Consider the following 25,812-nt stretch of genomic DNA (forward strand, 5'->3'; position numbering starts at 1 on the left):
CAGCGAATTAGCGCGCGGCGTGGCGGATCGCCGTGTCGGAAACCGGGACTCGCGGCATCGGATCAATCGGCCGGGATGGGCTGACATCGAGGGCAGAAGAAGATGCCCCGCTCTCGCTGCACCACGCGGTCGTGATCCGGTGCGGTGTCACCGAGTAGGTCGGCGACGAGTGGGGTGCCGCAGCGCTGGCACGGACGGTGTGTTCGGCCGTAGGCCAGAGCGCGCCGCGGCGGCTTGGCCACCGATTCGGCGAGGATGCGGTGTGCTTCGTTGACCATGGCCAACAGGTCCGGGACGTCGCCGACCCTGGTCGCGGGGTGGACGCGGCGCAGGAAACACACCTCGCTGCGGAAGATGTTCCCGATACCGGCGAGGTTGCGCTGATCCAGCAGTGCGACGCCGATGGGTTGATCCGGATACCGCGCCAATCGCCGAACGGCTTCCGCCGCATCCCAATCCGGGCCCAGCAGATCGGGTCCGAGATGGTCGACGATGCGGTGCTCGTCGCCCACCCGCACGACCTCGACGGTGCCCAAGGAGAACCCGACGGCTTCGACGTCCGCGGTGCTCAAGACGACTCGTGCGGCGACGCGCGGTTTCGTCCAGCGCTGTCCGCAGTGGAACACGCGCCAGCTGCCCTCCATCTTCAGGTGGGTGTGAACGCTCACGGTGGGCGTGCGGATGAACAGGTGTTTTCCGTAACTGCCGACGCTTTCGATCACCTGCCCGCGCAGATCCACCGTCGCGTATCGCGGTACGCGGAAGTCACTGCGCGTCAGTTCTTTGCCCTCCAGCGCGGTGCGAAGCCGTTTCGCGGCGAGAAAGACGGTGTCCCCCTCAGGCATACGGCAGCTCCGCCGAGTCGGCGCGGAATCGCGGGCTCACGGGCGGCTCCGGAGGCGCAGGCCGCGGGGGGTGGCGGAGAAGCCGGCTTCGGTGAGGAACCCGGCGAACGTGTTGCCGTGCACGGTGTCTCCGTTGACCCGGTCGATGACCAGCGAGTCCACCCGGCGGCGGTGGACCAGGTCGGCGAGCGCCGCGGCGGCGGCGCGGCGGGCGTCGGGGTCCTCGGTGAAGGTGAGCAGGGTCTTGCCGCCCCGCTCCAGATACAGCACCAGTTCACCGTCGACGAGCACGACGAGCGCTCCGGCCTTACGTCCGGGGCGATGCCCGCCCTCCACGTCGCTCTTCGGCCAAGCCAGAGCGGCGCCGTATGGGTTCGCCGGATCGGACGCGGCCAGTGCCAGTACCGTGCCGGTCGGCTCCCTGGACTCGGGACGGGCGCGTTCCGGGTCGAAGGAGCGCAGCCGGTCCACCACGTCGGTGGTGGAGAACTGCGCGCCGCCCAGCGAATCGACGAAATAACCGCGGCGGCAGCGTCCTCGGTCCTCGAACTCCGTGAGCACCCGGTACATCAGCGCGAACCCGCCCGGCACGCCCTCGTTCTGCACCGAGCCCCTGGTCAGCACGCCGTACCGCTCCAGGAGCAGGTCCGCGGTCGCGTGGGCGCGCAGCGTGTTGTCCGAGACCCGCTCCGGGAGCAGAGACCATCTCCCGGCGACCGAGGGCGGGCCGGAACGGGTGGGCATGCTCGGCCGGGGCAGGTAGGCCCGTCCTCGCGGGGCGCGGCGGGGCGTGCGGTGGGCCGTCGTGGTCCGGGCCGTGCCGGAAAGCAACGCCCGTACCGGCGCGAACGTGTCACCGGAAACCATTCCGGCCCAAACCAATTCCCACAGTGCTGCGGCCGCAGCGGTGTCGTCGAGCAGGCCGGTGGCGTCCGAGAGTTGCCGGAAGAAGTACGCGCCGCCGCCCTGCGGCACGGGTATCAGTCGTTCCGCGGGAGCGCCGGAGATCGAATGTCCCGCACCGGCCGCGTCTTCCGAGCCGACCGGTGATCGTCGGCCACGTCGGCCGTTGTCCGACTCGTTCGGTGTGGCGCCACCGGCCGTCTCGGCGGATCGCCTGCGCGCGCCGTGACCGTCGGACGCACTGCCGGTCGGCGGATCCGGCTCGTCCAACGGCACGGGCGGTCGATCCGGCACGGTTTCCGCGGGGCCGGGTGGCGTCCATGGCACGAAGGTCGCGCCGAGCGCGGCGAGCAGGCGTAATTGGACATCGGTGAGATCGACCTCGTCCGGCGGCGCGAGGGTGAACGGCGCCTGCTCGGCCGGATGCAGGGCGATCCAGCCGTCCTTGGCGGTGATGGCGCCGTGCCCGGACCAGATCACCTCACCCGTCGCCATGAGCTCGTCGAGCATGGCCGGGGTGTAATCACGCACCCGCGCGGGCAGGACGAGCGATTCCCAGGCGGACGCCGGGATCGGCACGCCCGCGAGCTGTTCCACGACGGCCGCCACGCCGTCGACGCCGCGCAGTTCGCCGCTGCCGACGTGCTGCCAGGACGGGAGAAAGCGCCCGAACGCGGCGGTCGAGACCGGCTCGACCTCGTGCCTGGCGGCGGCGAGCGATCTGCGGCGCAGCCGGCGCAGCATCTGCGCGTCGCACCACTCCGCCCCGGCGGCTCCGGGCGTGAACTCCCCCTCGACCACCCGTTTTTCGATGGCGAGCCGGTGTAGTGCGGTGGCGGCGACCGCGGTGCCGAGCCCGAACCGGGCCGCCACCGCCTCCGTGCCGAACGGACCGTGCGTGCGGGCGTAGCGGCCGACCAGATCGCCGAGCGGATCGGCCACCGGCTCGATGAACGCCGATGGTGTGCCGATCGGCAGCGGAACCCCGAGCGCGTCGCGCAGCCGGGCCGCGTCCTCCACCGCGACCCACCAGCTGCGCCCCGCGAAGGAGACCTCCAGCGCACGGCGTGCGGACACGAGGCTTTCGAACCAGGCGACGGGATCCTCGTCGGAGCGCTCGGCGGCTTCGGCGGCGGTGAGCGGCCCGAGCAGCCGCAGCAGATCCGCCAAGCCCTCGGCGTCGCGCGCGTGCCGCTCCGGAGTGAGCCGCTGCAGTTCTCGCTCGGTTTGCTCGATGACCGCGGCGTCGAGCAGTTCGCGCAGCTCGACCCGGCCGAGCAACTCGGCGAGCAGACCGGAATCGAGCGAGAGCGCGGCGGCGCGCCGCTCGGCCAGCGGGCTGTCGCCGTCGTACATGAACTGCCCGATGTAGTCGAACAGCAGGGCGTTGGCGAACGGTGACGGCGTCGCGGTCTCCACCTCGACCAGCCGTATCCGGCGCCGCCCCACCTGTCCGAGCAGGTCGCGCAGCGACGGCAGGTCGTAGACGTCGCGCAGGCATTCGCGCACCGTCTCCAACAGGATCGGGAATTCGGGGAACTTGCGCGCTACGTCCAGCAACTGGGCCGAGCGCTGCCGCTGCTGCCACAGCGGCGCTCGCTTGCCCGGGTCGCGGCGCGGCAGCAACAATGCGCGGGCGGCGCATTCGCGGAACCTCGAGGCGAACAGCGCCGAGCCGCCCACCTGCTCGGTGACGATGTCATCGATCTCGTCGGAATCGAAGACGAACAGTTCGGCGCCGGGCGGATCGTCGGTGGTATCGGGCAGCCGCACGACGATGCCGTCGTCGGAGGCGTTCGGCGCGGCGTCCACACCGAACCGTTCGCGCAGCCGCGCCCCGATGGCCAGCGCCCAGGGGGCGTGGACCGGAAGACCGTAGGGGGAGTGCAGCACCAGCCGCCAGTCGCCCAGTTCGTCACGGAACCGCTCCACCACCAGCGTGCGGTCGGTGGGCAGATGTCCGGTCGCGGTGCGCTGTTCGTCCAGGAGTGTGAGCAGGTTGGCGGTCGCGTTGTCGTCGAGACCGGCGGAAAGCATGACATCCGCGACGCGCTCCGGTACCGCGGGCGCGCGACCCGTGCCGTTGGGTATCGAATCCGCCTGCGCGCGAGTCTGTTTCGACGCCTTCGGAGGTGTGCCCGCATCGCGCCGTGCGGTCTTCCCGGCACCCGTGGACGCCTCGGCGGCGAGGTCCTGTGCGACCGTGCGCACGAATTCACCGAGCGCAGCGCCGAGTTCGGCGGGCCGACCGAGCCCGTCGCCGTGCCAGAACGGCAACCGCCCCGGCTGTCCGAACGCGGGCGTGACCAGCACCCGATCGAAGGTGATCTCCTCGATCCGCCAGCTCGTCGCCCCGAGCGCGAACACGTCGCCGACCCGGGACTCGTAGACCATCTCCTCGTCGAGTTCCCCGACCCGGGAGGCCTTCTCGCCCACCATGTACACCGCGAACATGCCGCGATCGGGGATCGCTCCGCCCGAGGTCACGGCCAGCCGTTGCGCGCCGGGCCGCCCGGTGAGCGTGCCCGCGTCGCGATCCCAGACCAGCCGGGGACGCAGTTCGGCGAACTCGTCGGACGGATACCGCCCCGAGAGCAGGTCCAGCACCGATTCGTAGGCCGAGCGCGGCAGCGACGCGTAGCTGCCGGTGCCGCGCACGACGTCGAACCACGCGTCGACGTCGATCGGGTCCAGCGCGCACGCGGCGACGGTCTGCTGCGCGAGGATGTCCAACGGATGCGCCGGGATCTGGATCGCCTCGATCTGTCCGGCCGTCATCCGCCGCGACGCCACCGCGCAATGGATGACGTCGGTGCGGTGTTTGGGGAAGATCACCCCGCGGGAGATTTCGCCGACCTGGTGCCCGGCCCGCCCGATCCGCTGCAATCCGCTGGCCACCGAGGGCGGCGCCTCCACCTGGACCACCAGGTCGACCGCGCCCATGTCGATGCCGAGTTCCAGGCTGCTGGTCGCGACGACGCAGCGCAGCCGCCCGCTCTTGAGATCGTCTTCGATCAGCGCTCGCTGCTCCTTGCTGACCGAACCGTGGTGCGCGCGCGCCAGCAGGGGCCCCGCGCCGTGGATCACCTCGGTGGACGGGCCGAGCTGGGCGGGCGGCTTGTGCTCGGTCTCCACCGGCTCGCCCAGCCGCGCCGCGTAGGCCTCGTTCAGCCGGGCGGTGAGCCGCTCGGCCAGCCTGCGGGAGTTCGCGAACACGATCGAGGACCGGTGCTCCAGCACGAGTTCGACGATCGCCTCGTCCACGTGGGGCCAGATCGATCCAGGCTGGTCGGAGTCGCCGGGCTCGGTCATGTCCGCCACCGGCACGCGCACCGACAGGTCGAACGTCTTGGGCGCGGGCGGCGCGACCAGGGTGATCGGCGCGTTGCCGACCAGGAACCGGCCGACTTCCTCCGGCGGCCGGACGGTCGCCGACAGCCCGATGCGCTGGGCGGGCCGCTCGGTCAGCAGATCCAGCCGGGCCAGCGACAGCGCCAGGTGCGAACCGCGCTTGGAACCGGCGATCGCGTGCACCTCGTCCACGATCACCGTGCGCACGTCCCGCAGCGTCTCGCGGGCCGCCGAGGTGAGCATGAGGAACAGCGACTCCGGCGTGGTGATCAGGATGTCCGGCGGGGTGCGCAGCATGGACCGCCGATCGGACGCGCTGGTGTCGCCGGAACGGACCCCGACGGTGATCTCCGGCGGCTCCAGTCCCAGGCGTTTCGCCGTCTGCGTGACGCCGACCAGCGGCGCTCGCAGATTGCGTTCCACGTCCACCGCCAGCGCCTTCAGCGGGGACACGTACAGCACGGAAGTGCCCGCCCGCTCCGGCCGCCGTTCCCGGCCGGCCAGCTGGTCTATCGCCCACAGGAACGCCGAGAGCGTCTTGCCGGACCCCGTGGGCGCGACGACCAGAGTGTGCTCGCCCGCCGCGATCGCCTTCCACGCCCCCAGCTGAGCGGAGGTCGGCGCGGGGAACGCGCCGTCGAACCACTCCTGGGTCGCGCGGGAGAACGGGGCCATGGATTCAAGTGTGCACCGGCCCACCGACAAGCACGCCCGTACCGTTTCGCGAGCGAAGCGGGAGCAATCGAACAACGGCCGCCGACGCCGGGCCGTACGCTTCGACAGGTGCAAAAAGTGCTCAGACTCGACCTGGTCAGCCATGGGATGACCGAGGCGATGCGGAAGGCACGGTTCCCGGTGGACGAATCGCTCACCGAGGCGGGCAGGCGGGCGGTGGCCGGATGCGGGCCGCTCACCGCCGCGCGCGTGCTCACCGGCCCGGAACGCCGGACGGTGGAGACCGCCGCGTTGCTGGGGCTGCTGCCGGATGAGGAGGACAACCGGCTGCGCGACCTGGACGCGGGCGCGTGGCGCGGCGGCGAACTTATGTCGGTGCCCCAGGATGAGCTGTACGCCTGGTTGACCGACCCGGCGTTCCGCGGGCACGGCGGCGAGTCCGTGCTGGACGTGATCGAACGGACCAGGCTCTGGATGGCCGAGGTCGCCGCGCGGTCGGTGTCCACGATCGCGGTCACCCACCCGGCGGTCGTCCGGGCCGCGCTGCTGGTGACGCTGGACGCTCCACCGAAATCGTTCTGGCGCATCGATATCCCGCCCGGCAGCGTCACCCGCCTGCACTATCGCGGCGAATGGACGCTGCACTTCACGGCCTGAGCCGGGATACCGACCGCTCGAGGGGGTGGCTTTCGGGCCGAGCCGGGCTAGTGTCTGAGACTATGGGTAACAACAAAGGGTCGCAGCGGCGCGGCCTGGCCATCGGATGCGGTGGCACCGTGGGGGCGGCCTGGATCGTCGCCGCCCTCGCCGCCGCCCGGGATGTGCTCGACTGGGATCCGCGTGAGGCGGACGTGCTGCTCGGCACGTCCGCGGGTGCGGAGACGGTGACGATGCTCGGCAGTGGCGTTTCGGTGGACGACCTGGTCGCGTTGCAGCGCGGCACCGCGACCGACCCGATCCTGCGCGAGCACCGCGCCGCCGAGCCAGGCCGGTTTCCGCCGCTGCCGCGCCCGCGGCTCGGCTCGCCCCGACTGCCGCTGCGTCGCCAGGAGCCGGGCCAGGCGCTGTTGGCCGCGGGCAGCGGACTGCTGCCGGTCGGCGGTGGCGACCCGGGCTGGCTGCAACGGCTGGCCGAACGACTGAACCCCGGCCGCGACTGGGTGCCGCATCCGGCGACCCGGCTGGTGGCGATGGACTACGCGACGGGCGAGCGCGTCGCGTTCGGCGCGCCCGGTGCGCCCGCCGCGACCATCGGCGCGGCACTGCGGGCATCGTGGGCCGTGCCCGGCTGGTTCCCTCCGGTCACCATCGGGGGCCGCCGCTTCGTCGACGGCGGCGCGGGCTCCACGGCCTCGGTGGACCTGCTCGTCGCCGAGAACTTGGACGAACTCCTCGTGCTGGCTCCGATGGCCTCCGCGGCCCGGATCCCGGCGACCGGCCCTGGGCACCTGCTGGAACGGCAGCTGCGCAACCGGATGAGCGACAAGCTCCGCACCGAGATCGTACGACTGCGCGCCGCGGGCACGAAGGTGCTGTTCGTTGGCGCGACCGCCGACGACCTCGCGGTGGCGGGACCGAACTTCATGGACGGCCGCCGCCGTCTCGCCACCTTCGAACACAGCCTGCGCAGTACCCGTCGCACGCTCGAACAAGGAGCATTCGTATGAGAATCCTCGGATCCGGTTACCCCGCGATCGACCTGCGCGAGGCGACAGTCCTGATCACCGGAGGCGGGCGGGGAATCGGCCGGGCCACCGCGGAATTATTCGCCGCGAAAGGATCTCGGGTCGTAATCGCCGACGTGGACAAACCCGCCGCCGAGGAGACGGCCGCCGCGATCGGGGCGAGTGCGTTCGAACTCGACGTGCGTTCGCGCGGGCAATGGGACGCGGTGGCCGCTGCGGTCGGCGGAATCGACGTGCTGGTCAACAACGCCGGTGTCATGCCTGCGGGCGCGTTCCTGGACGAACCGGACGTGGTCGGTCAGGCCACGCTGGATATCAACGTCTGGGGTCTCATCCACGGCATGCGCGCCGTCGCGCCGGGCATGATCGAGCGTGGTCGCGGCCATGTCGTCAACGTCGCCTCGCTGGCGGGCAAGGTCCCGATTCCGGGGCTGGCCGTGTACAACGCGAGCAAGTTCGCCGCGGTCGGTCTCTCGGCGGCGACCCGCCTGGAATTCGCCGGGCATGGCGTCAGTGTCAGCTGCGTCCTGCCGTCGGCCGTGCGAACCCGCCTTTCCTCGGGATTGACACTCGGCCACGGCATGCCGACCGTCGACCCGGAAGACGTCGCCGGCGCGATCGTGCGCACCTGCGTCACCCGCAAAGCCGAGGTGGCCGTGCCGAATTACCTCGGCCCGCTCGACATCGCATTGGCGGCCGCGCCGGAACGCGCGGTGCGCCTGATCCGGGGCCTGTTCGACGGGGATCGCGCGTTGCACCCGGCCGACGAGAAGGTCCGCGCGCAGTACGAGAAAGAGGTGCGTTCCATCAGCTGATGCAACGAAAAGCGGCCCGGGAGAAGCACTCCCGGGCCCGCTTGTCTTCTGGGTTCAGCAGCTGGTCGGTGCGGGTTCGCCGCGGAACCTGGCCTCGACGTAGTTCCACGCGTCCGCGAATCCGGCGGCGGCCGCGGTCAGGTGCTCGGAGATGTCGACGGTATGGAACGTCAACCGCGCACCCGCCTTGCAGTACCGGTCGGCGACCTCGGCGACCGGGTTGTAGAAGGTGAGGGTGTCGAAGCGGCCCTGCCACATGTAGGTCGGCACAGTCGGAACGCCGTCGAAGTACTTCAGGCTGTTCTCCCGCAGGACGGCGTGCGCCTCCGGGCTGTCCATCAGGCTCTTGGACGCCGCCATCTGCTCCGCGCTGCGGAAGGCGCCGTGGAAGAGCAGGAATCGGCGGCAGGCGTCGTGGGTGAATTCCCGGAACCACAAACCGTTCTCGTTGAGTTGATCGGAGATCGGCAGCCGGTCCGGGTACTCCCGCTCCAGCCCCATGGCGGCGGCGAATGCGAGGCCGAATCCGGGGTGCGGCTCGAAGCCGAGCGCCATCGCCATCTCCTCCAGGTCGGCGGGGATGCCACCGGCCACGGCGGTGGTGAGTTTCAGATCCGGCGCGTAGGTGGGTTGCATGGCGGCGGCCCACGCGGTGGCCATGCCGCCGCCGGAGTAGCCCGCGATGGCGACGGGCGAGTCGGACAGCCCCAGTTCGGCGACCTTGCGGACGGCCTTCACGCTGTCGAGGGTCATCATTCCGGCCAGGCGCGCGGCGCCGTAGGCGGAGGTGGGGCCCAGATAGTCCGGCAGCGAGATCGCCCATCCGCGTCCGATGGGCAGCATCGCGCCGACCGCGTCCTGTAGTTCGCCGTTGAACAGCGAGCGCGACGGATTGCACTGGGTGCCGAGGGAATTGATCAGCGCCTGGTAGGAGACCAGCGGCGGATTCTTCACCCCGGCGGGCATCAGGACCGTTGTGATGCCCATAACGGGCTTGCCCTGCGAATTGGTGGAGCGGAACGCGACTTGCCAGCCCTCGGTCCCGACATACATACCGGTGTCGATCCTGCGGCTCCGTACGACGTCGCCCGGGGTGAGCGCCCCCAGGTCGGGCGGCGCGGTGTAGAAGGGATCGGGATCGGGAGTGGGATAGAGGGGTTGCGCAGTAGCGGGCAGGCCGAGCAGGCCGAGCGAGACGATGCTCACCAGCAAGATCGCGATCCTGAACGGAACTCTGGACACGGGTTTCCTTCGAAAGTCAGCCGTCACCGACCCACCGCCCCGCGGCGGGCACGCCGCGACGTCGGTGCTTCGGACGCACCGGCACTACACGAGAACCGCAGCGAACCTTCACTGCGGGGCGGAGCAGAAGGAACCGCCGCCGTGGGCACCCTGAGTCGATCATCGCGGACTGCCGCACCTCCTTCGACTCCGGGACCGCCGGTAGCCGCGAAGGCGGCACCATCCGCTGCGAAGATAGCGCCCGACATTCTCCGGACGCCGCTCCGGAACAGGCGAACCGGACAAGTCACAAAGCCCGCGGCCCGCCATTCGACAAGATCACTAACGGAGGTGGCCTACCCGGTCGCGCGCCGATCCGGCTCATGTGAAGCTGAGCACCGCCCGTCCGCCCAGCGGGCGTTGCAGGTCGACGACGACCACGCCGTACTCGCGCTTCTGCTCCGGGTTCGCGCCCTGACACGGCGGCATGCCGCGATGCAGGCCATGGATCAATCGCACGCTCACCAGGTCGGCCGATTCCTCCACCCGCGCGGTGAATCCTATGCTCGGGCAGCCGACCGGGCCGGGGATGTGGATCCCGAGCTTGTCCGTCCCGTCCTCGACGTCGTACTCCGAGAAGGGTAAGGCGGAACTGGATTCCAGGTCCGCGGCATGCGGGATGACGACCATCGTCCCGCCCGCGTATCGCCGGGGACCCGGATCGGCCCGCATCCCCGCCGCCGCTTCCGCGGTGCGCTCCGGAGTGGCGGGCACGGCCGGGTCCGCCTGCTGCCCGCACGCGGTCAGCGTTCCGAACGTGATGGCGGCGACGATCGCCGTACCCATCCTGCGCAGTGCCACCTCTCCACCTTCACACAGGTAGGCGCGGGCGCGGCGGAGGATGCGCGGTGTGGCACCGGTGCGGCTCGCGGAAATGACCGGACGCCTCGACGCGAGAGTGTGCGCGTCGTCACAGCGACCTCGCACAGTGCTTAGCCGGTGCCCATCTATGACACGTCGAATTGAGCAGATTGCTCAACTTAGTATTCAAAGGTTGTGCGTTCAGATCTTCGGAGACACGATATCGGCACCAAGTGCTCAACAATGCGAAGCGCCGGATCGGCGCCGAGCGGACGGGTGGATCCGGATGACCGAGCTCGCCGACCGCGATCTGATCGCAGCTCCCTACGACCTCGCCGACCGTTACCGCGTCGGCTCGGGGACCGTTGTCCTCACCGGCGTGCAGGCCATCGCGCGGCAGCTGGTGGAGCAGCATGTGCGTGATCTGCGCGCCGGGCGGCGAGTGGGCACGTTCGTGTCCGGGTACCAGGGCAGTCCGCTCGGCGGCGTCGACAAGATGCTGTCCGGCATGCCGGAGGTGCTCGCCGAGCACGACATCTCGTTCGTCCCGGGATTGAACGAGGAACTGGCCGCGACCTCCGTGTGGGGCAGCCAGGCGGAGCTGCCCGCGGGCGCGGCGACCCACGACGGCGTCGTCGGTGTCTGGTACGGCAAAGGCCCCGGCCTGGACCGCGCGACCGACGCGCTGCGCCACGCCAACATGTACGGCGTGCATCCGCGCGGCGGCGTCCTGCTGCTGGTCGGCGACGATCCGGCGGCCAAGTCCTCCACCGTGCCCGCGGTGAGCGAGCGCTCCTTGGCCGCGATGAACATTCCGGTGCTGTTCCCGCGCAACGCCCGCGAGATCATCACCATGGGCCTGCACGGCGTCGCCCTGTCGCGCGCCTCGGGTTGCCTCGTGGCGCTGAAGATCGTCGCCGACGTCGCCGACGGCGCGTGGACCGTGGACGGTTCGGTTGGTGACATCGACATCGTGGTGCCCGAAATCGACTGGGAAGGTCAGCGGTTCCACTACCGGCAGCGTCCGATGGCCGCGCCCGCCGACAGCTTGCTCGCCGAAGCGGACCTCTACGGTCCCCGCTGGGAGATGGTGCGCGCCTACAGCACGCGCAACGGCCTGGACGTGATCGAGGTGAACCCGGCCCGCGCCACGATCGGCATCGCCGCCACCGGGACCACCTTCGACGCGGTCCGCCAAGCGCTGATCGACCTCGGCGCCGACGACGAAGCGCTGTACAGCGCGGGGATCCGCCTGCTGCGCATCGGAATGCCGTTTCCCCTCGCGCCCGACCGGGTCGGCGAGTTCGCCGCCGGGCTCGACCAGCTGATCGTCGTCGAGGACAAGACCGCCTTCATCGAAACCCAGATCCGCGACATCCTGTACGGGGTCGCGGGCGCGCCGGAAATCCTCGGCAAGCGCGACGAGGCGGACCGCCCGCTGTTCGGCGCCGACGGCGAACTGACCTCCGGGCGCGTCGCCGCACCGCTGCGCCGCCTGCTCGACGGGCACCTCGAACTGAAACGTCCGCTGCCGCAGCCGCTGTCGCTGTCGGTGCTGCCCGCCAAGCGCGCGGCCTACTTCTGCAGCGGTTGCCCGCACAATCGTTCCACCGCCGTTCCGGAGGGCTCACTGGCGGGCGGCGGCATCGGCTGCCACACCCTGGTGACCATGTCCGGCCGCGCCGACAGCAAGGTCACCGGGCTGACCCAGATGGGCGGCGAAGGCGCGCAGTGGATCGGTCAAGCGCCGTTCACGGACGTGCCGCACCTGTTCCAGAACATCGGTGACGGAACGTATTTCCACTCCGGCCAGCTCGCCGTGCAGGCGTGCGTCGCCGCTGGCGTGAACATCACCTTCAAGCTGCTGCACAACGATGTGGTCGCGATGACCGGCGCGCAGCACGCCGAGGGCGCGCTCACGGTGCCGATGCTCACCCACAAACTCGCCGTCGAGGGCGTCCGGCGGATCATCGTCTGCGCGGACGAGCCCGAGCGCTACCGCAAGCGCGATCTCGCTCCCGGCGCCCTCCTATGGCACCGCGACCGCCTCGACGAAGCGCAACGCACACTGCGCGAGATCCCCGGCGTCACCGTGCTGATCTACGACCAGCACTGCGCGGCCGACGCGCGGCGGCAGCGCAAGCGGGGCGCCCTGCCGGTGCGCCGCACCCGGGTGGTCGTCAACGAGGCGGTGTGCGAAGGCTGCGGCGACTGCGGGGTGCAGAGCAACTGCCTGTCGGTGCAGCCGGTGGACACCGAGTTCGGGCGAAAGACGCGGATCGACCAGACCTCGTGCAACACCGACTACAGCTGCCTGAAGGGCGACTGCCCCGCGTTCGTCACGGTCGAACTGCCCGACCCGGCCGCGCGGAAGCCGCGCCGAGCCGTTCGCGCGCCGCAGCCGCCGCGGCTGCCGGACCTGATGCACGAACCGCCGACGACCACGCAGAACGTCTTTCTCGCCGGTATCGGCGGCACCGGCATCGTCACCGTGAACCAGGTCCTGGCGACCGCCGCGATGCGCGCCGGGTACGAGGTGGCGAGCCTGGACCAGATCGGCATGAGCCAGAAGGCCGGGCCGGTGGTCTCGCATCTGCGTTTCGCCGTCGGGGCGCTGGAGCCGGCCAACCGGCTGGCCCCGGCCTCGGCCGACTGCATCGTGGCGTTCGACCTGCTGGCCGCCACCGACAACAAGAACCTGGCCTACGGCTGCGCCGAGACGACCGTCTCGGTCGCCTCCACCAGCGAGACCCCGACCGGGGACATGGTCTACGACCGGTCCGTCACCTACCCCGGCGAGGCGACGTTGCTGCGGCGATTGGAACAGGTCTCACGCTCGGTGCGGTCCTTCGATGCTCTCGCCGCCGCGGAGGCGCTTTTCGGCAACACTGCCGCCGCGAACTTCCTCCTGGTGGGCGCAGCCTACGAACTCGGTGGCATGCGGCTGCCGGGCACGGCGATCGAGGAGGCCATCGAGATCAACGGCGTGGCCGTGGACGCCAACCTCGCGGCCTTCCGCTGGGGCCGGGTCGCGATAGCTCGGCCGGAGGAGTTCGCCGCCGCCACCACGCGTCGCACGGCCGAACGCACTCCGGTACCGGTGCCAGCGGACCTGTTCGACGAGCTGACCGCGACGGGCGAGACGCGGCGGCTGGTCGAGCTGCGGGCCGTCGAGCTGATCGGCTTCCAGAGCGTTGCGATGGCGCGCGACTACGTGGCCACGATGCAACGAGTCTGGGCTGCCGAGCGCGAGGTGACCGACCGTACCGAGTTCAGCGAGCAGGTCGCGCGCGGACTGTACAAGTTCACGGCATACAAGGACGAGTACGAGGTGGCACGACGGCTCACCGATCCGTCGTTCCTGGCCGAGGTCGCCGCGCAGGTGCCCGAGGGGGCGAACCTCACCTATCGGCTGCACCCGCCGGTCCTGCGTGCGCTGGGACGGAAGGACAAGATCGGAATGGGGCCGGGCAGCCACTTCGCCCTGCGCTTGCTGGCCAAGGGAAAGCGGCTGCGCGGCACGAGATTCGACCCGTTCGGATACGCGCACGTGCGACGCGTGGAACGTGAGTTGCGCTCTCACTACACCGCGATGGTGACAGACCTCGCCGAGGGGCTGGACCGGTCGGGCTACGACCGCGCCGTGCGGGCGGCCGCGCTCGCCGACGTGGTGCGCGGATACGAGGAGATCAAACTCGCCGGCGTGGCGGTCTACATCGAACGTCTGCGGGAGCTCGGCATCGAGCCGCCGCGCTGTTAGTGGGCTCCGACGCCGGTGGCCGGTCGGAGCGCCGCGCGGGCGTTGCCGGGACCAACGCCTCAGCAGGTCTTCGCCGCGAACCGAGTCCGGTGTGCCACCTGTGACCCGGCGAGCTCGTGGAAAGGCCACCCGTCGGCGAACGCCTCAGCCGGTGTAGCCGGTCACCTTGCCGATCCACGCGACGAAATCCGCGGCGTCCTCGTTGCTGCCGTGCCCCGCGTCCCAATACATCGCGGCGTCGACCTGGTCGCCCAGATTCGCCAGGCTCGCGGCGAGATTGCCCACGATGGTCAGCGACGCATCGGTGTCCTTGGTGCCGACGCGAATCCACCAGTGCTTCGCCCGGGCGGGATTGCGTTGGCGGAGAAAGAACATGGGGTTCATCATGCTGATCTTCTCGGGCAGGTCGCTGTCGAGTTGCGCGCCCGGGTCGCCCGTCGCTCGCCGCAGGCTGAACGGGGTGAAGTGCCTGGCCTTGACGGTGCCGGCGCCGAACAGGTTGTTCTCCGGAGAGGACAGGTCGAAGGCGTCGAACGCGGGCACGCCCTTCTTCCGCTCGCCCACGTGCGCGAGGAAGTTCGGCCAGGTGAACTCCGCCCGGTCGCCCGACCAGGTGATCCACGTGTTGGCCGCCAGGTAGCTCGAACGCTCGGAGTCCTGCAAAGCGCTCAAATACCTGGTCGCCGCCGGTTCGAGGTAGGTCCGCACGAGGTAGTTGCCGTAGTTGTCGGCCGTGATCGGCCCGAATCCGTCCGCCCCTTGCAGTTCCAACGATGCCTGATAGTCCACGAACGCGGTGCTCAGTTCGCGCGAGGCCGTCGCGTCCAGTTCGCCGGAGCGCAGCGGGTTGGCGCCCCAATTCCACTCGTAGGCCATGTCCGCGTGGTCGAGATCGGTCACGGGACAGTAAGAAGCGGCGGCGAAAACGGCGTCGCTCGCGTCCGCCGCGCCGAGTTCGGCGAGATACCGGTCGTACATCCGGTTGTCGGCGGAGGCAGCCAGCAGCGCGGACAGCGCGCCGCCCGCGCTGACCCCGGTGGCGACGATCCGGTCGGTGTTTCCCGGAACCCGGCCGGAGTTGTGCCGCAAGTATCGGACCGCGGCCTTGAGATCCACGATGGCGGCGGGCGCCACGCCGTAGTACGTGCCGTCCGGGGCGACCAGGTCGCGCCCGCGCGCACCGGGCTCGACGACGACATAACCCGCCGCGAGGGCGAGCTCGCGGTTCCTGTCCCGATCGCCGCCGTCGTCCGGCTTGCCGCCCTCGGCCGCCGACGACAGATAGCCGCCGATGGAGTTGCTCAAGAGAATCGGAGCCTTGCTCGCGTCGACGGTGTTCCCGTCGATCTCGACGGGAACGCTGACGTTCAAGCTCTGATACGTCTTGTTCACCGGTTTCGCCACGTAGACAACGCTGTCGTAGAACCGGTAGGTCACGTTCTTGTCCCGCTCGAAGGTGGCGACGGTCTTCTTCCGCACCGTGAATTCGTCCGGGTCGAAAGCCAACTCGTCCGCCGGTTGCGCGTCGCTTTTCAGCAGGCCGCAGGCGGCGAACATCGGTGCGGCAACCGCCGCCACACACCCCTCGAGCATCGCCCTGCGCCGCACAGCGCTCTCCTTCGCCTTCGTGGCAAGCGTTCGGCGTCGCGGCCGTAGCGGCGTCGGTAGAACTCTTGCCCGGAACGAATCAGCTGGTCATCGGGTCGCTGAGATCGAAGGATAGCGGTAGGAGACGCCGCGCTGGCGTACCTGCGCGGCTGCGCCCGACGCGTCCGCCGAAAGGCGGGCGTCGGGCGCAACCTGCCGGTCGGCGGTCAACGACCGCCTGGTGGCGCGTCGGTCGGGTCATCTACTCCCAGCACTCGCTCGGCCCGTCGCAGGACGAGGCAGCGCGAGGAACAGATGACGTGGATTTCGAGAGCGCGCCGGGCTTGTCCCTCGGTGAGTTCGCCCGGATCGGTGAAGCAGTCGCCGATATTGGAAGTGACCGATCGCATGCGAGATCAGCCGACTTTCACCGGGACGACCGCGACGGCGGCGAATCGAGCACGACCGACGGTAAGGGCGACCAAACCGGCATTGCCCGCCGTGGAAATCATCGGACCGGCGATCGAAACGAATTCGAACCCGCTCACCAGGAGCACGCCGAGCAGGCCGAGGCCGTTCGCGAGTGCGTTCGCCGCGAACGTTTGCCACGTTTCCTCGTGCGGTTTGGACCACACATGCCGGAGCGTTGGAATGGTGGCGATGAGATTGGCGCATATCGCGAACAGCGCGCCGAATGCCTTTTCCTGTACGCCGACCGTCACCAGCACGCATGCGATCGAGGAGACCAGGCAGGCCCAATCGATATTGTCTTCCGGCCGCAGGCCGGACCCGCGGGTGATGCCGACGACGATGACCGCCGCGTTCATCGCCGCCGCGGCGGCGTTGATGGCTGCGGCCAGATAGCCGCCCTCGAGGTACGCCACCACCGCGAACACCGTGTTCGCGGTGCACCAGGCCGCCCACGACGCGATGCGCGGCCGGGTGTCCCCTTCCAGTATCCCCGCCAGGTACGCGATGACGCCGAACAATGAAATGCCGACGCTGAGACACGCCAAAGACGAGCTCACATTCCAGAAATCACTCACGCGGAACTTTCCTCACAGATTGTTGTCGTTGCACGCAGAGATGGCCGACATTGGCGATCGAATCATTACGAACACGCCGAAGGAGACAAGGCGGGTGCGGTGATGGGAACCGGGGGTTGCCTGCGGGAAAACACTTCGGGATGATTTGTCCAGGTGACTCGAAAGTATCGTGACATGACAACTCGGACGTCACCAACCCAGGACGGTGCCGTAACCATCTTTTAACCGCCGATTCGCAACCGCGATCGACGGCTGGTCATTCTGCCGGAGATTCGGATGTGAGCTACGGAACAGGCAAGCGTCGAACCGTATCGTAGGATTGCGCACGTCGGAGTAAGCGACATCAGCAGTCAAAGAATCTGCACTTCGACTGTCGGGGTTCCCGACGTCAGCGGCAAGGGTCTACGCGATGCGCCCAGCGTCGGATCCTCGCCGACCACCTCGCTGGACCGCCGGCTCTCCGTGCATCGCTGAGACCTCGCCGGATCCGGAAGCCACGGCGTTCTACGAGGTGTAGTGCTCGGACGACCCGCTGTGCGTGGACCATGGTCGCGACTCGACCCGGCAAAAGAGAAACGGCCCGGAGCGTGTGCTCCGGACCGTTCCGCAGTAGCGGGGACAGGATTTGAACCTGCGACCTCTGGGTTATGAGCCCAGCGAGCTACCGAGCTGCTCCACCCCGCGTCGGCTTTTCCAACAGTACACATGGTGGGCGCGAATAGCCCAATCGTGCTGGTGAGAGGGCATGTTGCGGGTGACGCGGCGAGGCCTGGGCAATCTTTTGCGCACGGGTGGAACCGAATGCGCCGACGCCGCGTCCAACCATGTGACGAGAAGTATCCGACGCAGATTGCGAGACGAGGAGTGGATCGTGACGTCCAGCGTGCGGTCGGTGGCACGAGCCCGGGTGGCCCGCTGCAAGAGCGTGATGCGTTAGCGGCGCGGCCGCAGGATCCGGCCGATGGGCCGCGGTGTGGTGGTGGTCCCGGCGACCGGCGTGGCTGCGCCGAAGCACCATCGCGCCTATTGTGACGGTACTCGAGGTACAGGGTCGAAGGCTTGCCGCTCGGTCGGGGGCTCGAGTACTGCCCGTCCTGCGCGTAGCGCCGGCGGATAGGTAAGAGGCGCGCGAAAGCGCGCTGATCGAAGTGAAGGGGGCTTTCTTGAACGCCGTTCGAACCAGTAGGGATTCCGAACAAGCAACCGGGCGTGTCGCATTCGTCCATCCGGGCTTGCGCGACTATCTGGATCCCGCGGATGGGTCGTGGGGGAGCGTGTTCGGGCCGCATTTCGAGTTTGAGTTCGCCGACTACGACCAACTGGCCATGCGCAGGGACGCCGGCGGCGCCCCGATCGTGCTACCCGTCAACAGTGAAACCCAAGCCGAAAGCCTGCGGTCGGTTCGCGCCCGGCACGCCATGGGGCTCATCGTCGCGGTCACCGATGACGTCGGTGGTTACTCGACCTATGCCGCGATACGCTCCGGCGCCAACTTCGTGATCAACGTCGCGATATCCGTCGAGCGTCAGGCCGACCTCGTTCGCGCGCAACTCCTCGACCGCACGCGCTCGGCACCGGGGAAGCCGCTCCCGGCGGTGCTCGGTGCGGTGACCGGCCGCGAACCGAACGAACCGGCACGGCAACGCCTGCGCGGCCGGTCCGCTACACCGGCCACCGGCGCGGATCAGTCCGGCCGAGATGGTCTGACCGAGTCGGACACCCGGCTGCTGCGCATGCTGCGCACGTCGATGACCGTCGCCGAGATCGCGCGCCTGAACTATCTTTCGGAGCGGTCGATGTATCGACGCATCCGCAGCCTGTACGACACCTTGGGCGTGGGCAGCCGGGCAGAATTGGTCGGTCCGGAACATCGAGCGGACGTGTCCTTTCCGCTCACCGTGCTGCGCGGCTGATCGGTAGCGACGGTGCTGTCGAATTCGCCCGCAAAAGTGAGCCGTCGTATCGCATTGCGCACGTTCGGAGTGGTTGCCGCCGTGGCTGTTCCGTCTGCTTGCCGTCCGGCCGCACCACCCGGCGTGCCCGGCCCGGATGGGCTCGACGAGACTGTCCGTCCGCAGGACGACCTCTACCGGCATGTCAACGGGAGGTGGTTGCGCGACTACCGGCTGCCTCCTGATCAATCGGTGAGCAGCCCGATAACCGAAGTGATGCGGCGCGTCGAACAACAACTCTCGACCGTCATCCAGGAAATCCGCGAACCCGGGCTCGGTACGCCCGAGCAGCAGGTGCGCGACCTGTACGCGGCCTGCCTGAACACCGCGGCTGTCGAACGCCTCGGCACGACGCCGCTCGCCGACCTCTTCGCGGCGATCGACGCGGCCGCGTCCAGATCCGAGTTGGCCCGCGTCATGGGCATGCTGCCGATTCCGGGAGTCATCTCTCTGTATGTCGACATCGATGCCAGGGATGCCCGCCGATATGTCGCCACCCTCGCGCAGTCCGGTCTCGGGATGGACAGCCGGTACTACCGGAACTCCGATCTCGGCGCGCACCGTGACGCGTACCGGGCATTCTTGGCGCGAGTCGCGGCCGTCGCGAATTTCGCGGATCCGGCGGGCATGTCCGACCGAGTGTTCGAACTCGAGCGGCAGCTCGCCGTCGCTCACTGGGACGCGGTGCGAGACCAGGACGCCACGGCTACCTACAACCCGATGCGCTGGTCCGAAGTATGCGGTCTGGCAGATGATTTCGACTTCGATGCGTGGCGCGCCGGACGAACGTCGCGGCCACCGGAACTGTTCGCCCATGTCGTGGTGCGGCAGCCCGACTTCATCACCGCGGTCGGCCGGCTGTGGGCCGATACGGATATCGCGCACTGGCGTGACTACCTACGATTGAGTCTGCTCCAGGAGTTCTCTCGTTTCCTGCCCTCCGGAATCTCCGACGTCAATTTCGAGTTTCGCCGCAAGTTCCTCGGCGGTGCGGGCCGGCCGGCCGAACCCTGGCAACGAGCGGTCGCCACGGTGAACGCCGAGTTAGGCGACCAGCTGGAAAAACTCTATGTGGCGAAGCATTTTTCGGCCGCGGCCGAGGCGGCGCTGCGCGAGCTGGTCGACGATCTGTTCGCGGTCTACCGTGTGGCATTGCTCGACTCGCTATGGATGTCGCAGTCCACGCGTTCGGCCGCCGTCGCCAAACTCGACAAGATCACGATGATGATCGGCTCCCCGCGGCACCGACCGGACTGTGCGGGCGCGTTGGTCGATCCGGACAAGTTGATAGATTCGCTGCGCAGCATCCGCGATCTCGCCAGGCGGCGGGAGTTCGACCGACTTGCCACTGCGGTCGACAAGGGCGAGTGGACAACCACCGCGCAAACCGTCAATGCCTTCTACAACCGATCGACGAACCAAGCCGTCTTTCCCGCCGCCTTCCTGCAGGCGCCATACTTTGACAAGGACGCGGATCCGGCGGTCAACTACGGCGCGATCGGTGCGATCATCGGGCACGAGATCGGCCATGCCTTCGATGACCAAGGCGCTCGATACGACGGCGACGGCAGGCTGCGCGAGTGGTGGACTGCCGAGGACCGCGCCGCGTTCGACGCTAGGACCAAGCAATTGGTCGATCAGTACGACAGCCTCGTTCCCGAGGGTTTCGATGCCACACACCGGGTGAACGGGCGGCTGACCGTCAGCGAGAACATGGCGGATCTACGCGGTCTCCAGGTTGCGGTCGCCGCCTACCGACGGGCCGCGCTCCGCCGGGGCACCGTGCCGGACTTTCGCACACTGTTCTTATCGTGGGCGCGGTGCTGGCGGGTAAAACAGACACAACAGTTCGCCGCCGCGGCGCTGGCCGCGAACAGCCACGCACCGAGTGAGTTCCGAGCCAATCAAGTTGTCCGCAACGTATCGGAGTTCTACTCGGCCTTCGACGTCACACCGCGAGATCGACTGTTCCTTCCACCAGAGCAGCGAGTCGTTCTGTGACGAAGCGCCACCTGAATTTTGCTTTTCCAGAAGTAACGACGACAAGGAATACGATATGCAACTCGACTATCTCGACTACCTGACCTGGGACGAACAGCACAACATCGCCTATCTTGCGCTTCGGCAGAACAACAAGGGGCCGCGTCACGCTGCCCGCACCCTGCGCGTACGCGACGAGGACAGCGGCGAGATCGTCGCCGCCCTCGACTTCGGTGACGACGGCGAACTCATCGGCATCGAGTTGCTGAACGCGAACGTCCAGCTCGGCGCGGCGTTGAAGAGGAGGGCCCGCGCGGGGGAAGGCGAGTGACCCGGTCGCGCCGGACGTGAACCGCATCGCGTTCGACAGCTACAACCTCGATGGAACCGAACGACTCGAGGAGAGATATGGCCGCCACCGTGGCACGCTACGGGCCCGACCTTCGCCCACGGCGAGACCAGCCGAGTTTGTGGGCCGTCACCGCGACAGAACTGGCGAGGATGCGTCGCGGCTTCATCGGCTGGTTCGCCATCCTGGTACCTGTCGTCATCACCGTTCCGCTGTATCCCATGTCGTTGGCCTCGCCAGAAGGCCGGTCGGGCCATACCTGGACGGTGTTTCGCGACGTGGTTCTCGAAGGCTGGGGCGTCCTGATCCCCATGACGGCCGCATTGCTGGCCGCCCTCTCGGTGCGAGCTGATCAGGACGCCTGGCGGTTGCTCTTCTCGTACGCGGTGCCGCGCAACAAGTACCTGCTCGCCAAGTATCTCGGGCTGGCCGTGCTGACCGCGGTGTCCACTACGCTGCTCGCGTTGCTGCTCAGCGTCGGGGCAGCATTGAGCGGCCGGTTCGGGACCAGCGTCGCGACTATCGTCGCCGCGTCCTACCTGCCTTGGCTGGCCGGGCTCGGTACCGCGGCAGTGGCCCTGGTCGTCTCGGTGGTTTGGGGCCTGGGCCCCACCATCACGACCGGTGTCGTCGGCATGATGTCGGGCATGCTCATCGCGGACAAGAGCTGGTGGATGGCGGTGCCGTTCGCCTGGCCCATGCGCGTGATCCTGCCCTTGGCCGGGATCGGCCCCAACGGCGTTCCCCTACCGGCCGACAGTCCGGTCCGGGACCACGGTGTCATACTGCCGGCCATCGCGCTCTCGATCGGACTCGCGGTGCTGGTTCTGGCTCTTGGCTCGCTCCACATGACGCGCAAGGAGATCTGACCGTGTTTGCTTTGGAAGTGGCGCAGCTGCACAAGCACTACGGAAAACACCACGCTCTCGACGGCGTCGATCTGTCGGTCCGCACGGGAGAGGTCTACGGGCTGCTCGGCCCGAACGGCGCGGGCAAGTCCACCTTGATGAAAACCGTTCTGGGGCTTCAGCGGCCGACCAGCGGCGTCATCCAGTTGTTCGGCCGACCCTATGATCGGACGCTGCTGGTCGATGTCGGCGCATTGATCGAGACACCGGGATTGTGGCCGAAACTGGACGCGGTGACGCATCTGCGCATTCACGCCCGACTGCGCGGTGTGCCCGAGGAGTGGATCGAGGAGACCTTGGCCGTCGTGCAGTTGACCGAGGTCCGAACCCGCAAGGTGCAGGCATACTCCCTCGGAATGCGCTGGCGTCTGGGTATCGCGATCGCTTTGCTGGCGCGACCGAAACTCCTACTGCTCGATGAGCCGACCAACGGCCTCGACCCGGTGGGCATCCGAGAGATGCGGGAACTCATTCGTTCTCTGGCCGCCAACGGAACAACGGTCTTCATCTCGAGCCACCAGTTGTCGGAGATCGCTCAGGTGTGTGACCGGGTCGCCGTTCTGGTCGCCGGAAAGACGCGCTACGAGGGCACCGTTCAGGGGATCGCGGGCGACGGTGATCTCGAGGAGGGGTTCTTCCGCATCCTCGAATCGTGCGGTTCGCAGATCCGCTGAAGCACTTGCACGCAACGCCGGGTGAGGGCGATTCGGATCGCCGTGTCGGCGGGCTCCTCGGTCCCGGGCACGAATCCGAATCCGCCGTCGACCTGTTGCTGCGCTAGCAGGAAGCCCACTGCCCGCGCGGGAATCGGCTGCTGGGTCAGTCCGAACTCGGCGCAGCCCAGCAGCAAGGTGGCAAGCGCATCGAGGTCGTAGCGGCGGATCGCCAGCACCAGAAGTGAGTCCAGGACGGCGGCCCATTCGGCCGCGGATGCGCCCGAGGCAGCTGCGGCGTCGACCGCGGCCAGCGCACGCCAGCGCGTCGGATCGGAGCACAACATGGTCAGCGGTTCTCGAGGCGGCGAACCGGGCCGTTGCGCGTTGCGCTCCGGTATTCGGTCGGCCGGATGCTCCCTTGATGTCCTGGCCGCCAACCACTTCCGCGCAGCCGCCAAAGACCGGTCGGCGAGCGCCGGACCGGAATCAGTGGATCTCATCGTGCACGATGCCGTTCTCGCTCCGCTGCGGCCATCGCCGCAACCATTGTCGTGTGATGGCATGTTCCGAACGTGTATGCCTCGGCGACCGGGCCGCTCAGTCCCGACAGTCGGATCGGGTCGAACAGGGGACCCGGCACCGCACCGTCGGCCAGCCTGCGGCGAGTCAGTGTTTGCCATCCGTGCGCGGTGATCGCGCTGTCGTCCTGCGTGACCGCCAATAGGCACAGCATCAGCTCGCCCGCCAAATCCATGTCCCCGGCCGCGAGATAAGTCCCCAGCAGGGTCCGCATCGTGGCTACGAGCGCCGGTGCGGTACGCAGCGGCCGCGCTGCGAAATCCGTGGCATAGAAGACAACGTGGGTGAGCGCGTAGACCTCGTCGTCGCGCAGCCAGATCGGGTCGGGCTCCGCGGCGGCAATGGTCGCCCCGACCAACTCGTCCATCGGCGGCAGAGTATGCGGGAACCGGCCGAGCTCGAGCGCATACCGCAGCTCCAGACGGGACAGCGGCGGGTGCCAAGCGCCGTCCCGGCCACCGCATCCCGTTTCGAGTACCGTGCGCACCCGTTGCGCAGCACTTGGTATCGGGAAGCCGAGGTCAGCGAGCAAGGCCACCAAGTAGGCGCGATACGTGAACTTGTCGTCCGCACGCCCCAGTGCGTCGTGGAAGGCGGCCGCTTCCACCAGCGTGCGCGCCAGCCCGGTCGCGCCGTCGACGAGCGGGTGATCGCGCCATCGCCCACGACACAGCACACGGCACAGCACGAGCAGTTCGAGCGCAGCGCCCTCTGGGAACTGCCGGGCCGGCAGAAAACGATCCCACTGTGCTGGATCGAACCAGCGTAGGTTCGCGGCGAGCCAGTCCAGTGCCGCTTCCAGTATCGGAGTACTCGCTTCGTGATCGACCGCGGCCACTGCGGGCCATAGCGGAAAGCCGTGGACCCGGCCGCGCTGGTCCTCGGCGGGGTGCAGGCCGGTCGCCGGCATCATCGCCCGATCCTGATGCGGATCGCGGCGGTGAAGAACAGCGCCAGGCACACCAGGACCAGCGCGTCCACGCCCATCGAAGCGAAGCCTGGCCCGCCGACCAATACCTGTCTGCCCATGTCGACCAGATAGGTCAGCGGATTGAGGCGAATCAACACCGAGAGCCAGGACGGCACCCCGGCGGGTTGGAACACCGAGCCCGAGAGAAACAGCATCGGCAGCATCGTGATCTGGACGCCGGCCTGCAACGTCTGGATCTGCCGCAGCGCGGTGGCCAGGAACAATCCGAGCAGGCTGAAGACCGCCGACCCGAACAGGTAGATCGCCGCGGCCGCCGCGATCTGCGCAGCTGTCGGTGACAATCCGAATACCGGCGCGCACAACAGCAACAGCGAACTCTGCGCCCCGACAACCACCCCGGTGCCGGCGACTTTGCCCATCGGCAGACACATCCGGGGCACCGGCGCGACGGTCATCTCGCGCAGGACGCCGAACTCTCGATCCCAGGCGTACGACAATCCGGTGGCGATTCCGATCGTCGCCACTTGGATGGCGATGATGCCGGGCAGGATATAGGCGCTGAAGGAGACCGTGCCCACGTTGCCGACCATGGCGTCGAAACCAACGGCATAGATGACGATGAAGAACAGCAACTGGGCGGCATTGCTGATCAGTAGTCCCGGACGACGGATCTGGCGTTGCAGGTCCCGGTACGCGATCACCGCAACGGCCCTGATGCTGCCGACCATGACGCGTTCCGGCCGATGGTCGGTCGTCGCCTGCGATGCGGTCACGGCATGTCCTTCCTGGTATGTGTAGTCGCGGCGGCGTAGACGTCGTCCATCGACGGGTTGTGCACGGTGACACTCAGAATCGGCAGCTGGAGCACGCGCACGATGTCGGCGACCCGCCGATCCGGCTCGGCGCACCGGATCTCCAGCGTCGTGAGCCCGGTGACCACCTCGAACCCGGCCGCGCGTAATTGCTCACCGGCCGCGGCGTCGTCGTGGGTCCGCAGCCGCACACAGGAGACGTGCAAATCGTCTTTGAGGTCTACCGGCGATCCCGATCGGCCGATCCTTCCACCGGCCATGATCACGATTTCGTCCGCGTACTCGGCTTCGTCGAGGTAATGCGTGGAATAGATCGTGGTGATACCGAGTTCGTCGCGCATGCGAAGCAGATCGCGCCAGAAGACCCGGCGAGAACGCGGATCGAGTCCCGTTGTCGGCTCGTCCAGGATGAGCAGACCGGGACGATGCAAGAGGGCGCGCGCCAGTTCGACCCGCCGAGCGGTTCCGCCGGACAAGCGTTCGACGGTGGCGCGCCGTTGCTCGGTCAGATCCAACAAAGCGAGCAGCCGATCGATCTGTGCCGCGGCGTCGACGCGGCGCATACCGAAGAGCCGGGCGTGAAACCACAGGTTCTGCTCGATGGTGAGTTCTTTGTCCAGCGTTCGTTCCTGGAACACCAGACCCAGCTGCGCGCGGGCACGCATCGGAGCGGTGCGCGCATCGTTGCCGAAGATACGCACGGACCCGGATACGGGCCGGGCCGCGGTGGACAGCACATTGAGCAGGCTGGATTTGCCCGCACCGTTCGGCCCCAGCAGCGCGGTCAGGCGGCCGGGGGCCGAACTCAGCGACACCGAGTCGACGGCCGACGTGGCGCCGTACCGCACGACGATCTCGGTGAGTTCGAAGGCGTTGACCGTCATCGGAAGTGCACC

General features: G+C 68.4%; 19 protein-coding genes and 1 tRNA gene. 9 read left to right on the forward strand and 11 right to left on the reverse strand.

Annotated features, from left to right (window positions below; translation table 11 throughout):
• Positions 1–62 precede the first annotated feature (62 nt).
• Complete coding sequence (locus ABZW96_RS10980) at positions 63–845, reverse strand: DNA-formamidopyrimidine glycosylase family protein (RefSeq protein WP_355073459.1); 783 nt, start codon at positions 843–845, stop codon at positions 63–65.
• 36 nt (positions 846–881) lie between these two features.
• Positions 882–5,774 (reverse strand): ATP-dependent helicase, encoded by a 4,893-nt coding sequence (locus ABZW96_RS10985; protein ID WP_355073461.1) that lies wholly within the window; start codon positions 5,772–5,774, stop codon positions 882–884.
• Positions 5,775–5,882: 108 nt separating this feature from the next.
• Between ABZW96_RS10985 and ABZW96_RS10990 the strand changes: the two genes are divergently transcribed.
• From ABZW96_RS10990 to ABZW96_RS11000, 3 genes are all read left to right on the forward strand, one after another.
• Positions 5,883–6,431 (forward strand): histidine phosphatase family protein, encoded by a 549-nt coding sequence (locus ABZW96_RS10990; RefSeq protein WP_039796212.1) that lies wholly within the window; start codon positions 5,883–5,885, stop codon positions 6,429–6,431.
• Positions 6,432–6,493: 62 nt separating this feature from the next.
• A complete protein-coding gene (locus ABZW96_RS10995) occupies positions 6,494–7,441 on the forward strand; it encodes a patatin-like phospholipase family protein (RefSeq protein ID WP_355073464.1) in 948 nt (315 codons plus the stop codon).
• Positions 7,438–8,274 (forward strand): SDR family oxidoreductase, encoded by an 837-nt coding sequence (locus tag ABZW96_RS11000; RefSeq protein ID WP_355073466.1) that lies wholly within the window; start codon positions 7,438–7,440, stop codon positions 8,272–8,274. The genes ABZW96_RS10995 and ABZW96_RS11000 overlap by 4 nt, the downstream gene beginning before the upstream one ends.
• A 54-nt stretch (positions 8,275–8,328) precedes the next feature.
• On the opposite strand, the gene ABZW96_RS11005 is transcribed toward ABZW96_RS11000, so the two are convergent.
• Positions 8,329–9,486, reverse strand: coding sequence for a lipase family protein (locus ABZW96_RS11005; RefSeq protein ID WP_355073767.1), 1,158 nt, complete (start codon positions 9,484–9,486; stop codon positions 8,329–8,331).
• A gap of 390 nt (positions 9,487–9,876) precedes the next feature.
• Entirely contained in the window at positions 9,877–10,356 is a 480-nt protein-coding gene (locus ABZW96_RS11010; protein WP_355073468.1) for a hypothetical protein, read from the reverse strand.
• Positions 10,357–10,642: 286 nt separating this feature from the next.
• On the opposite strand from ABZW96_RS11010, the gene ABZW96_RS11015 reads away from it, so the two are divergent.
• On the forward strand, positions 10,643–14,116 hold the full coding sequence (locus ABZW96_RS11015) for an indolepyruvate ferredoxin oxidoreductase family protein (RefSeq protein ID WP_355073769.1): 3,474 nt from the start codon (positions 10,643–10,645) through the stop codon (positions 14,114–14,116).
• A gap of 144 nt (positions 14,117–14,260) precedes the next feature.
• Here the strand turns inward: ABZW96_RS11015 and ABZW96_RS11020 are convergent, their stop codons facing one another.
• From ABZW96_RS11020 to ABZW96_RS11030, 3 genes are all read right to left on the reverse strand, one after another.
• The gene (locus ABZW96_RS11020; protein ID WP_355073470.1) at positions 14,261–15,724 is read right to left on the reverse strand and encodes a subtype B tannase; all 1,464 of its coding nucleotides are present in this window, start codon (positions 15,722–15,724) and stop codon (positions 14,261–14,263) included.
• A 395-nt stretch (positions 15,725–16,119) separates the two neighbouring features.
• Complete coding sequence (locus tag ABZW96_RS11025) at positions 16,120–16,749, reverse strand: hypothetical protein (RefSeq protein WP_355073472.1); 630 nt, start codon at positions 16,747–16,749, stop codon at positions 16,120–16,122.
• 610 nt (positions 16,750–17,359) lie between these two features.
• Positions 17,360–17,433: transfer RNA gene (locus tag ABZW96_RS11030), tRNA-Met, on the reverse strand.
• A gap of 548 nt (positions 17,434–17,981) precedes the next feature.
• Between ABZW96_RS11030 and ABZW96_RS11035 the strand changes: the two genes are divergently transcribed.
• The 5 genes from ABZW96_RS11035 to ABZW96_RS11055 all read left to right on the forward strand — a co-directional run bounded on the left by ABZW96_RS11035 (position 17,982) and on the right by ABZW96_RS11055 (position 22,612).
• Entirely contained in the window at positions 17,982–18,662 is a 681-nt protein-coding gene (locus ABZW96_RS11035; RefSeq protein WP_355073474.1) for a hypothetical protein, read from the forward strand.
• A gap of 81 nt (positions 18,663–18,743) precedes the next feature.
• On the forward strand, positions 18,744–20,702 hold the full coding sequence (locus ABZW96_RS11040) for a M13 family metallopeptidase (protein WP_355073476.1): 1,959 nt from the start codon (positions 18,744–18,746) through the stop codon (positions 20,700–20,702).
• Between the two features lie 55 nt (positions 20,703–20,757).
• On the forward strand, positions 20,758–21,012 hold the full coding sequence (locus ABZW96_RS11045) for a DUF2283 domain-containing protein (protein WP_355073478.1): 255 nt from the start codon (positions 20,758–20,760) through the stop codon (positions 21,010–21,012).
• A 77-nt stretch (positions 21,013–21,089) separates the two neighbouring features.
• Entirely contained in the window at positions 21,090–21,899 is an 810-nt protein-coding gene (locus ABZW96_RS11050; protein ID WP_355073480.1) for an ABC transporter permease, read from the forward strand.
• A gap of 2 nt (positions 21,900–21,901) precedes the next feature.
• Complete coding sequence (locus ABZW96_RS11055; RefSeq protein ID WP_355073482.1) at positions 21,902–22,612, forward strand: ATP-binding cassette domain-containing protein; 711 nt, start codon at positions 21,902–21,904, stop codon at positions 22,610–22,612.
• Here ABZW96_RS11055 and ABZW96_RS11060 read toward each other — a convergent pair.
• Genes ABZW96_RS11060 through ABZW96_RS11075 form a run of 4 tightly spaced genes read right to left on the reverse strand, consistent with a single transcriptional unit; the run spans position 22,534 to position 25,800 of the window.
• A complete protein-coding gene (locus ABZW96_RS11060) occupies positions 22,534–23,094 on the reverse strand; it encodes a hypothetical protein (protein WP_355073484.1) in 561 nt (186 codons plus the stop codon). The genes ABZW96_RS11055 and ABZW96_RS11060 overlap by 79 nt on opposite strands.
• Positions 23,091–24,086 carry a hypothetical protein gene (locus ABZW96_RS11065; protein WP_355073486.1) on the reverse strand — a complete coding sequence of 332 codons (996 nt, stop codon included), beginning with the start codon at positions 24,084–24,086 and terminating at the stop codon, positions 23,091–23,093. The genes ABZW96_RS11060 and ABZW96_RS11065 overlap by 4 nt, the downstream gene beginning before the upstream one ends.
• Positions 24,083–24,877, reverse strand: a complete 795-nt coding sequence (locus ABZW96_RS11070; protein WP_355073488.1) for an ABC transporter permease — start codon at positions 24,875–24,877, stop codon at positions 24,083–24,085. The genes ABZW96_RS11065 and ABZW96_RS11070 overlap by 4 nt, the downstream gene beginning before the upstream one ends.
• The gene (locus ABZW96_RS11075; RefSeq protein ID WP_355073490.1) at positions 24,874–25,800 is read right to left on the reverse strand and encodes an ABC transporter ATP-binding protein; all 927 of its coding nucleotides are present in this window, start codon (positions 25,798–25,800) and stop codon (positions 24,874–24,876) included. The genes ABZW96_RS11070 and ABZW96_RS11075 overlap by 4 nt, the downstream gene beginning before the upstream one ends.
• Between the last annotated feature and the right edge of the window lie 12 nt (positions 25,801–25,812).

Source organism: Nocardia sp. NPDC004168, from assembly GCF_040610355.1.
Classification (GTDB): domain Bacteria; phylum Actinomycetota; class Actinomycetes; order Mycobacteriales; family Mycobacteriaceae; genus Nocardia; species Nocardia sichangensis.

Coding starts and splice junctions, on each gene's coding strand:
- ABZW96_RS11065 (WP_355073486.1), bottom strand. CDS start 24,086: ATGATGCCGGCGACCGGCCTGCACCCCGCCGAGGACCAGCGCGGCCGG.
- ABZW96_RS10995 (WP_355073464.1), top strand. CDS start 6,494: ATGGGTAACAACAAAGGGTCGCAGCGGCGCGGCCTGGCCATCGGATGC.
- ABZW96_RS10980 (WP_355073459.1), bottom strand. CDS start 845: ATGCCTGAGGGGGACACCGTCTTTCTCGCCGCGAAACGGCTTCGCACC.
- ABZW96_RS11015 (WP_355073769.1), top strand. CDS start 10,643: ATGACCGAGCTCGCCGACCGCGATCTGATCGCAGCTCCCTACGACCTC.
- ABZW96_RS10985 (WP_355073461.1), bottom strand. CDS start 5,774: ATGGCCCCGTTCTCCCGCGCGACCCAGGAGTGGTTCGACGGCGCGTTC.
- ABZW96_RS11050 (WP_355073480.1), top strand. CDS start 21,090: ATGGCCGCCACCGTGGCACGCTACGGGCCCGACCTTCGCCCACGGCGA.
- ABZW96_RS11045 (WP_355073478.1), top strand. CDS start 20,758: ATGCAACTCGACTATCTCGACTACCTGACCTGGGACGAACAGCACAAC.
- ABZW96_RS11000 (WP_355073466.1), top strand. CDS start 7,438: ATGAGAATCCTCGGATCCGGTTACCCCGCGATCGACCTGCGCGAGGCG.
- ABZW96_RS11060 (WP_355073484.1), bottom strand. CDS start 23,094: ATGAGATCCACTGATTCCGGTCCGGCGCTCGCCGACCGGTCTTTGGCG.
- ABZW96_RS11075 (WP_355073490.1), bottom strand. CDS start 25,800: ATGACGGTCAACGCCTTCGAACTCACCGAGATCGTCGTGCGGTACGGC.